Below are 9,362 nucleotides of genomic sequence, written 5' to 3'. Positions count from 1 at the left end.
GCCTACCTCGCCGACGCCCTCACCAAGATCGTCAACCGCCATCCCAACAGTCGCATCGACGAACTCCTGCCCTGGGCCTACGCCGTCAACCAGCCATTGAAAGACGTGGCCTGAGTACGACGCTTACCCTACATTGCCAACGGAAGCATGCGGACTTTGCGCGCCATCTACAATCATGCTCGCAAAGCCAATAGGTCATTGCCGGCCGATAATCCTGTCGACGCGATTGATTGGAACGGCGAGAAGCGTCGCGACACGGGAATGGGGACCGGCGACCTGAAGGGTTGGTTTAGCGAATTGGCGGCGCTGGAAAATCCGATCCGTCGTGAGTTCCATCTCTTTACATTGCTCAGCGGCTGTCGGCCTACCGCGCTTCAGTAAATCCAACGTAGCCACGTCAATTTTACACGTCGCATGCTGCACATTCCAAAGCCGAAGGGAGGTGCCAAGCGGGCTTTTGACATTCCCCTTTCTCGCGAAATGGTCTTGTGCCTTGTTCGGGCCATCCGTTTCGGTCGAGCGATGTGTCCGTCACAGACTGCGGAATGGATATTCCCGGCTGACAGCCAGTCGGGACATCTCGTCGAGCAAAGGGAAGATCGGGCCACACTGTCGAAATGGGGCAACGACCTTCGCCAAAGCTTCCGAACCATCGCGACCGCAGCAGGCGTGCCCGAGTTCGATGCCAAACTGCTCATGAACCACGCTATCCCCGGCGTGAACGCCGGATACATCACCCGGCACAAGCTTCTCGAAGATCATCTCCGCAGTCAGCAGCAAATGATCAGCGGCGCTATATTTTCGGCCTTAGGAAGTTTGCTTGTCGAAAACCTCACAATTCGGGAGTGGCTTGGCCTCGGCGCCACGCGCCGGGCTCTTCGGAACCTAACCTAACTAAGAGAGACGGCACCGAACGCAAGGCGTCGCTGTCCTCAGCTATTCTGCGATGGTCATGGACAGGTAGATGAGGCCGAAACAGGTTGATACTCATCTCAACCGTATTGGCAATCTTGAGCGACGAGATGGCCAGGGCAGCATTTAACAATAGGGCGTGGAGGCACTGCACGTCTACCGCGAGACGTTAGCTTTCGAAAGAGCCATTTCGAAGATGGACAAGGCTTTTTCCGATGGACGAACTTGGCTATTTGGCGATCAATTTACTCTGGCCGAGATGAATCTCGTGCCTATGCCGGCCGCCTAGAATATCTGAACATGCTCGACCTGTGACTCGGCGAAAGGCCGAAGGTCGTCGACTGGATACGGTCGGACGAAATGGGCAGAAATGCGCGACTCTGGAGCGCAGAATAAGCCGCGCATCGCGGAATTGCGCGCTCATCACCTGACAAACGATCTCGATACGAAAATCTATTAGCGCTTAACCGCCGCGCTCAATTCCGTCGTGAACTGCGGATCGAGCATTCTGCTCGAACCCCAGTCGGCGGTCCGCCTAGCGCTCGGCAAAGAGCTGAGTGTTGAGTGCACGCGGCATCGACACAGAAATCAATCGCCACCCCGCGCGCAGATGAGAACGCTTCATAGTGTGGTGCTCTGTTATCTCACGTAGGAAGCCGGCTCGTAGAGCCAGCTGAAGCGATCATAATACTCCTCAGTCGTCCGTTGCTCGAATATCGAGTTGCGCACCAGCCGTTCGACGCCGGGCAGGAGCGAGCGCAGATCGCAAGCTAGCGATCACATCGAACGCATCTTCATCAAATGGCTCGATCTGTCGCCGCGTGAGCTTGGTTCAGATCCAGCGAAAGTGGCGACGTGGCGCGATGTGATTACGAATAAAGCCGGCCCCTAGGCGGGCAACGTGCGAGCGCACGCCGCAATTGATTTGGGACCCCATTTCTTCATTTTATTCATTTTATTTTGATGTTAATTGACATACGGGATCCCAATATGCTTTGATTTTCCGTCTCTGCCCCATTTCATTTCCCAAACTAAGAAGAGTGGGGGCGCTTAAGGGAGGTTTTCCATGGCGATTTCGACGTCACTTCGGCGTGCTCCTTTTTCGGTGCTTGCTGCACTTGTCGCAACAGCCGCTATCAGCGCAGCGACATTCGCCGCTGAAGAAAAGGGTTGGGAAAATAAGGTCAATACGTCGGTAGCCCCGACCGCAGAGGGAAAGAAATTCACGAGGGAGGAACTCAAACAAGGCATCTTGGGTTTCTTCACCGCGGGCGACCCCAAGCGGCTAGCAGCGATACTTCCCCAGGATTTTGTACTGCGTCTGTCTCCCACTCTTCCTTACGGCGGAGAGCACCGCGGACCCGAAGGGTTCATGAACATGTTGAAAGGCACGATCGCCCTGTTCGAATCTTTTAAAACCCAAGCTGATCCCATTCTCGATGCAGGAGATTACATGATCCTGCCGATCCGCATCACGGCGAAAAGTAAAATCGGCCGTGAAATGAAAATCGAGAACCTCTGGCTGTTCAAGGTTTCCGATGGACGCCTTGTTTCGGCAACCATTTATGCAGATAGCGGCGCATCCCTCGCGGCAACGGGATATCTCAAGGAAGATGCGCAGATGCGGTGGCCGGAGCGGTAGGCAATCCGATTGCGGCGCTCGATCGTGATTTTGATCGAGCATCGTAATAACGGACATCATCCATGAAACATTCCAGCCTCTGCCAGAAGCTATCGATCGGCGCCATCGAGGCGTTTGCCATTTTCGATGGTGCGATCGGAATGGATCCCGCTGACCTGTTCGTGCCGAACCAGGCACCCCAGCCGGAAGCTGACGGCATTCGTCAGCAAATCCGCGGAGGCGAACCGGGCATTCATTCGAGTGTGCTCTTGCTTAAAACAGGACGGAATACAGTTCTGGTCGACACTGGTTCCGGACCTGGTGGAGATCCCAATGTGGGCAAGCTTCTGAAGAACTTGCAAGCAACAGGGATAGATTCGGCAGAAATCGATTCGATCATCTTCTCCCATTGTCATCCTGACCATATAGCCGGGACGCTCGACGTTGAAGGAAACCCCGTCTTCCCAAATGCTCACTATTACATCAGCGAAAACGAACTTGCGCATTGGAGCGCAGAAACAGTCCGGGTCAATTCGCTCATACCGGAAGCCATGAAGGATTTTGTTGTATGTACAGCAAAGCGCGCTTTGCAAGCTATCAACAGCAGAATGAGTGCCGTCAGATCGGGACAAGAGTTTCTGCCAGGAATTCGCGCGCTGGATGGAGCCGGCCACTCGCCGGGTCAAATCGCGCTTGCGGTGACTTCCGGCTCGAACACACTCGTCCATGCGGCGGATGTCATCGCCAATTCTACAGTGGCCTTCAAATATCCGCGCTGGGCGAGCGCTGTGGATGAGGACCGCGATTTGGCCGCGACGACGAGACAGCGGCTGCTGGATCAATTGTCAGCAGACCGCGTGCAGATGTTTGCGCCACATATCCATTTTCCAGGAATAGGATACGTCGAAAGGCGTCACTCAGAATATGTGTGGCAACCCTCCCCTCTGAAGTAGGGTGCGGTTACTGCATTGAAATCACGACAGGTCAGGCAGCCGAGAACGGAAGAGGACGAAAATGCCTTTTGTTGAACTGAGCCTTCGCCGTGGAAAATCCGTCGAAGAGATCAAAAAGATATCCGATGCCATCCATCAAGCGCTGGTTGATGCGTACGAGATGCCGGATTCGGACCGCTTTCAGATAATCCATCAGCTCGAGCCGCACGAACTCGTATTCGACCGACATCATATGGGCGGCCCCAGGACTGACGGCTTTATGGTGCTGAGCATTACCGCGGGAAAAGAACGAACCATTGAAGTCAAGAAGGCGTTCTTCAATCGCCTAGCTCAGCTATTATCAGAGCGCGCGGGCGTTGACCTGGAGGACATATTCGTAATGCTGAAGACGCTCACCCTCTCGGATTTTTCGTTCGGTGGCGGGCGCTCGTTAATCCCTGATTGATTTATTCCCACTTTATGTCCTTCTCGCCCCAGCGGCGTTCGCCAGCTTCGGTGAACCTGGTTGGTAACCACGTTGCGCGTCGCACTCGAACGGGGCTGAAGAAGTCACTCAGAATTTAGCCGCATCTGTAACCGTGCCATGACCTGCAGCTAACACCGCTCCCAATTCGCAAATTGCTGCGGCCAGATCCCGGCTTTCGAGTAGAGAGAGAGAGAGTGAGAGAGAGAGAGAGAGAGAGAGAGAGAGAGAGAGAGAGAGAGAGAGAGAGAGAAGCGTTGCATTAAATCGCGCGCTGCATCAGAGCGTCATGTTTTTTGAGTTTCGGGAGAAACCTGACCAGCCGTTTTTCAAATTTGGAATAGACTCCCCTTGACGCCGGGCTGGATAGCGTTATCGACAATACGACGTTGACCGTTTATCTCGATTGTTCAATGTCTTAGGCGGCAGGAACTGTATGTCACGAGTTAAGTCTCAGATTAAGGATTTGATTTTATGCGGCAAATTGGCCGCTGGAGAGCGCATAACAGAAGCCTCTCTTGCAGATCGACTTGGCATCTCCCGCACCCCAATAAGGCATGTTTTGCCGGCATTGGCAGAAGAAGGTCTGTTGGTACCGGCGGGTCGAAGAGGATTTTCGGTTCGTACATACAATGCTGCCGACAATTTCAATGCGCTCGAAATCAGGTTGGCGCTAGAGGGAATGGCGGCGCGTGCCTTGACGCAGCGCGGTCTTTCGAAAAGTTCACTGGATCAGTTGCGCGATTGCCTTAAAAGCGGCGACCGCATTTTGGAGCCTCGAGACTTCAATGAACGCGTGGGGCAACAATATGCCGATATGAACAGAATATTTCATCGCACCATTGTCGAATTAACAGAGAACGACTTGCTGTCGGCACTAGTTGATCGATGTTACACGTGGACGCTTGAAAAGAGTATGTCGGAGAGCTTTAGCTCTAATGAGCAAAGGGCAATGCTTGAGTTCCTGCTATACGCTCACACGCAACACCACAGTATGGTCGATGCGATTGAGAGCGGAGACGGCGGCAGGGCGGAGGCACTTCTTCGAGAGCACGGTCGCATCCCTGGCCGCAGTGACCAGTTGCGGGCGGATAACGATGCAAAGTCTGTACTAAGCCATATGTCACCTTAGCAAGTCGGCCTCCTGGTCTTTGCGCCGATCTACTGCGGCAGGTCTCGCGTTTTTGCCACCGCAGATTATCTCGAGCTGACTTCAACAATTTATCGAAGTTCAGCCTGAATTCTTGCAGGCTTGACGGTCGTCGAATCCAGGTTTGAGCTGAAATCGACCTTCCAATACAAGTCATTAGCGCGACCGCGGTGATCGGCTTAGTTATTGAATACATCCGTACAATCGTGTCGGGCGCCACATGTGTCGTTCACAATCAGAAAATCCGCACGCGCACAAATAAACTGTGTGCCGGCGCCAATTTATCGTAACATTCATACCGGCGACGCCGCCGCTGAACACCCTCCGGTCCATCCACTCCTTCGATCAAGTTCTTGCGGCGACATTCCGATCAGCAAGATTGTTTCACCTTCTGGAACTCTCGTCATTGACACCGATGGCGACCCCATATTGCGGCTATCATGACGAACGGTCACGCAACAATCGCCGCTCGCTTAATTCCGATGCTAAATCCGGTTTGGACATTGTAGGTTAACCTCATCCTTGACGCCCACTTTTGCGTTGCTGCGTGCTTGTAGCCATTACGCGCGCCTCAATACTGGGACTTGAACCTTGGATGTCCATAGGCTGTGGAGTTCGAACCACCTTGCTGCTCGTCCCTTGTGGATCGAACAAATTCAAATCGTCAACATTGATTTTTGCTAGAGCGTCTTGGAACGACGCAATTGTCCCCGGCCAATGGCTAAAAACGCTTCCGGTGCCGCCACCCGCCCTGTACCAACTGGTGCACCCACCTAGAACCAGGACACTCTGCCGAGCGCGATTCTGAATATCGATGTTATATGCATCGTGCGCGGCTTCCCGCACTTCAAGGCCAGCGCGGCCGCGATCATTTAAGAGTTCAATGCAAGATGCGATGTAGCGAGATTGCGATTCAATAATGTCTGTGACCGAAGCAGAGCCAGCGTTTGGACCATTGATCAAAAAGAGATTCGGAAACCCCTTCACTAATGTGCCCAAATATGCTTCGGGGCATGTTCGCCAGAGATCGGCAAGGCTTTGACCGTCTCTGCCGACAAAATCAAGCGTCCCCAACATCCCCGAGGCATTGAAACCAGTGGCGAGAATCACGGAGTCAACGTTGAATTGTTGGCCGTCCTGGGAGATCACACCGCCCGGGAACAGATCTTCGATGCCCGTCCCAATGGCTGTCACATTGGGCCGGGTGACCGCCGCATAGTAAGTATTGCTAACAAGTGGGCGCCTGCATCCAAACTTATATTGCGGCCTCAAAATTCGACGCAAAGTAGGATCCTTCACTTCGGCGTCGAAGTAGTTTCGCCATGCATCCTCCTGCTTAGCGATGAGTTGTTCATTCATTGGAAACCGCGTGGCGGCTAGCTCCTCAAAATGATCGAACCATTTTGCTCTCAAGCCCTTGGCCAATTCTGGGGACGAGCTAAACCGCTGCCAATCTTCGCGGGTATAGAAAACTTCGGGCTTTGGCAGAATATACGACGGCGTCCGAATAAACGCGTAGACGCGATCCGCATGCTCAGCGGCATACGGCAGGATCTGAATTGACGTAGCGCCGCCTCGAACAACTGCAACTGCTTGGCCCGTCAGGTCAATATCGGGCGTCCAATGTGCCGTGTGCACGATCTTGCCACGGTAACTACTTTTCCCTGCAAAGGGCGGGATGGTTGGCTCGCTTAAAAGTCCACCCGCCCAAATAACAAATCGCGGTGTCCAATGTCGACCGTCAGATGCAAATACATTCCATGTAGCAGACGCGTCATTCCATATTGCGGACGTTACTTCTAAGTCCAGAGCCAGATTTTTTTCGAGTTCAAACTCACGAGCTAAGTCTCGAGTGTATTCAAGGATTTCGTACCATGGCGCGAAATTGCTTGACCAAGTGCTGCGGGGGAAGAATCGGAAGGAGTAGAGCTCTATGGGCGTATCTGAGGAAGCGTTCGGATAACAGTTGTCGCGCCAAACTCCCCCGACGGAAGAGCCACGATCCAGGATAAGAAAGTTCGAGTGTCCACGGGATTTCAGCGTGGCCGCTGCCGCCAGCCCGCCTAGACCGGCGCCGATGATAATGGTGTCCGGCGAAGTCGGCCCGTGCACGGCCCGCGCAATCTGATTCACCACTTCCTCCATTACCGTCGCTGCGGCCGCAGGGTGCGAACCCTCAGCTTCCGCTGCTTGCGCAGTTATATTAGGAGCTCAGATTGCTTTATTGGGTCCCAATCGTCAATTTTTTCATGGAAAAAAATCATAAAATCCATCAACGGGATCCAAAACTAAAAGTCTAAGGCCGACCAAATTTGCGTGTTTTGCGCAGATTTGGGTCCTGAGGATCGAAACCAGGATGACCGGGATGGAGAGGCAGGAATTCTATTACATCGCAATGGAAGCAGGCTCTGCGGGTTGCGCGCTGACGACTCGACTGTCCGAGGACCTTTCATCGCGCAAATATTGCTAAGGCCAGAGGACGCGACACTAATCCTTGAATATCCATTCCGCTCGGATGGCCACGGCTTCTCCAAAATCGGATGGACGATTGGATGCATTTTTCAGGGCCCGAACCAGAACTCGGGGACCGAGAGATCGAGTGCGTACGCGGCCGCGTCCTCGGTCAACGCCATGGCATACGTTCGCGGCCACCAAGCTAACTATGATCGCAGGATTCGACCGAATGCGGCCACTATTCACAATGGTCGCGGATGGAGCTGCTGATGCGTATTTCGACCATCAATTGCGGACAAATGTCTCGTTAGCGCTCAACTTGCTGGGAGATGATATTTAAAACACAAAAAAGAGTCGGCCACGAAGGCCGACCAAGTTGGGAGGATTTCGCCAGCTCACGGGTGAGCACTCGTTCTCACTAAAAGAGAATTGGGAGGCTTACGACCTTTCTCATGGGATGATTGCAAAAACAAAAAGTAGCCGCCAAAAATGGCAACCCTCAAACGGTTTGCCGCAACTTGTGTTTTGATACTTAGATTTCTAATGTTTTGACATTGAGCTGTCAAGATCGCATGCGCTGATGATGGCTTCGCAGCGGACCGTCGTTGAGTAAAATAGTTGATGCGACATCAGCAAACAAAGAGCCGAGGTATGGTTTCACTCATTTCCGCTGGGAAACATGGGGCAAACCTCTCGCAGGAAAAGCTCACGTCGGCAAATGTTGCAATGCTCTTCGATGCGATATCGGAATCATAGGGCCACGGATGCCGGTCACTCTCCGCTTACGCGACCCGCTCCGTCAATGTATGCCGCTTTATTTTGGCGCCGATAGTTTTGCCAGCATGGCCCGCAAGATCGATGATTTTACCCGACCGGATTGCTTTTCGAACTCATGCTGCGCCGCGCGCCATAGAGGCATGGCCGCACGCAAAGCGGCGTTACCCTTGGTCGTCAACTTAACGCTTCGACTTCGTCCATCTTCTTCAGATACTTTTATTCTGACCAGGCCCGTCCGCTCCAAAACGCGCAGACTTTTCCCGGTAGTGGTGCGATCAAGGTCAATTTCATCTGCGAGCCTGTTCACCGACGCGCTGTCAAGCCGACCTAACGTGACGAGCATACCGAACTGCGCGGCGGTCAGCCCCGCTTGTTCAAGCTTGGCGTCGTAGGCCTCGCTGACGCGCCGTGCAGCACGACGCAAAGCAGTGCAGTTGCAAATTTTTAGCCCCAGATCTCGCCTGGCTTTTTCTACCATACAGCCCTCTGCTCGGAATTCCGGAGCTCATGTTTTCATTACACGTCGGCAACACGCGCCGTTCAGCACGCGAACGATGGGGCGTTTGTCGCAAGCTCTCCGAACGTCTCAAGAAGACGTTTCCGCCCTTTGCAAAATCGAACCGGATCATCATCTTCGAGCAATGTAAACGGGTCGTGCACCGGGCACATTGAAAAAGCGCCAAAACCGCGTAGTCCACGTAGGCGGCTCCGTTTCTTCTCGAGAAGCCGCTACGGCACAGTTCCAGCCTCCAGCCACCAATGCGAACGGCCAACCGAGTGCGGCAACAGCGAGTCCTGAAACGACTGCAAGCTTCTGTACCAGCCAACTCAGAGCAAACATCACGGGCGCTCAATGAAGCGTATCTGCAGATATCTGCGGCGGAATCCAGGCGCCCCTAAAAACCTTAGCGACCTCCTGTGCGGAAAGATCTCGTCTTCCCATTGGTCCTTTCTCTACGGGATACCAATATTCAATAGGCGTTTCGAGCACGGCCGGAAGCAGAGCAAACCCGATAAAACAACCCTTAAGAT

The 9,362-nt window shown here is 53.5% G+C and carries 9 protein-coding genes and 1 pseudogene; 7 read left to right on the top strand and 3 right to left on the bottom strand.

The genetic code is table 11. The annotated features are described in order from the left end of the window. From AB7F49_RS35410 to AB7F49_RS35380, 7 genes and pseudogenes are all read left to right on the top strand, one after another. The coding region (locus AB7F49_RS35410; RefSeq protein WP_428531344.1) for a transposase domain-containing protein at positions 1 to 114 on the top strand (114 nt) is incomplete at its 5' end. Positions 115 to 126: 12 nt separating this feature from the next. Further along, positions 127 to 894: pseudogene (locus AB7F49_RS35405) on the top strand (integrase); the annotation flags it as partial. Positions 895 to 1,051: 157 nt separating this feature from the next. Further along, the gene (locus tag AB7F49_RS35400) at positions 1,052 to 1,201 is read left to right on the top strand and encodes a glutathione S-transferase C-terminal domain-containing protein (RefSeq protein WP_428531341.1); all 150 of its coding nucleotides are present in this window, start codon (positions 1,052 to 1,054) and stop codon (positions 1,199 to 1,201) included. A 777-nt stretch (positions 1,202 to 1,978) separates the two neighbouring features. Next, positions 1,979 to 2,554, top strand: coding sequence for a nuclear transport factor 2 family protein (locus AB7F49_RS35395; RefSeq protein ID WP_428531338.1), 576 nt, complete (start codon positions 1,979 to 1,981; stop codon positions 2,552 to 2,554). A 62-nt stretch (positions 2,555 to 2,616) separates the two neighbouring features. Then, positions 2,617 to 3,486, top strand: coding sequence for an MBL fold metallo-hydrolase (locus tag AB7F49_RS35390; RefSeq protein ID WP_428531335.1), 870 nt, complete (start codon positions 2,617 to 2,619; stop codon positions 3,484 to 3,486). A 61-nt stretch (positions 3,487 to 3,547) separates the two neighbouring features. Further along, positions 3,548 to 3,931 (top strand): tautomerase family protein, encoded by a 384-nt coding sequence (locus AB7F49_RS35385; RefSeq protein ID WP_428531332.1) that lies wholly within the window; start codon positions 3,548 to 3,550, stop codon positions 3,929 to 3,931. 454 nt (positions 3,932 to 4,385) lie between these two features. Then, complete coding sequence (locus AB7F49_RS35380) at positions 4,386 to 5,081, top strand: GntR family transcriptional regulator (protein ID WP_428531329.1); 696 nt, start codon at positions 4,386 to 4,388, stop codon at positions 5,079 to 5,081. Between the two features lie 534 nt (positions 5,082 to 5,615). Here AB7F49_RS35380 and AB7F49_RS35375 read toward each other — a convergent pair. From AB7F49_RS35375 to AB7F49_RS35365, 3 genes are all read right to left on the bottom strand, one after another. After that, the gene (locus tag AB7F49_RS35375; protein ID WP_428531326.1) at positions 5,616 to 7,232 is read right to left on the bottom strand and encodes a flavin-containing monooxygenase; all 1,617 of its coding nucleotides are present in this window, start codon (positions 7,230 to 7,232) and stop codon (positions 5,616 to 5,618) included. Between the two features lie 1,135 nt (positions 7,233 to 8,367). After that, positions 8,368 to 8,808 carry a MarR family winged helix-turn-helix transcriptional regulator gene (locus tag AB7F49_RS35370; protein WP_428531323.1) on the bottom strand — a complete coding sequence of 147 codons (441 nt, stop codon included), beginning with the start codon at positions 8,806 to 8,808 and terminating at the stop codon, positions 8,368 to 8,370. 372 nt (positions 8,809 to 9,180) lie between these two features. Next, positions 9,181 to 9,362: hypothetical protein (locus tag AB7F49_RS35365; RefSeq protein ID WP_428531320.1), on the bottom strand; the 182-nt coding region annotated here is incomplete at its 5' end.

The organism is Pseudorhodoplanes sp., from assembly GCF_050250235.1.
In the GTDB taxonomy this organism is placed as follows: domain Bacteria; phylum Pseudomonadota; class Alphaproteobacteria; order Rhizobiales; family Xanthobacteraceae; genus Pseudorhodoplanes.
Note: the sequence above shows the minus strand (reverse complement) of the source record. Positions and strands in the feature narration are given on the sequence as shown.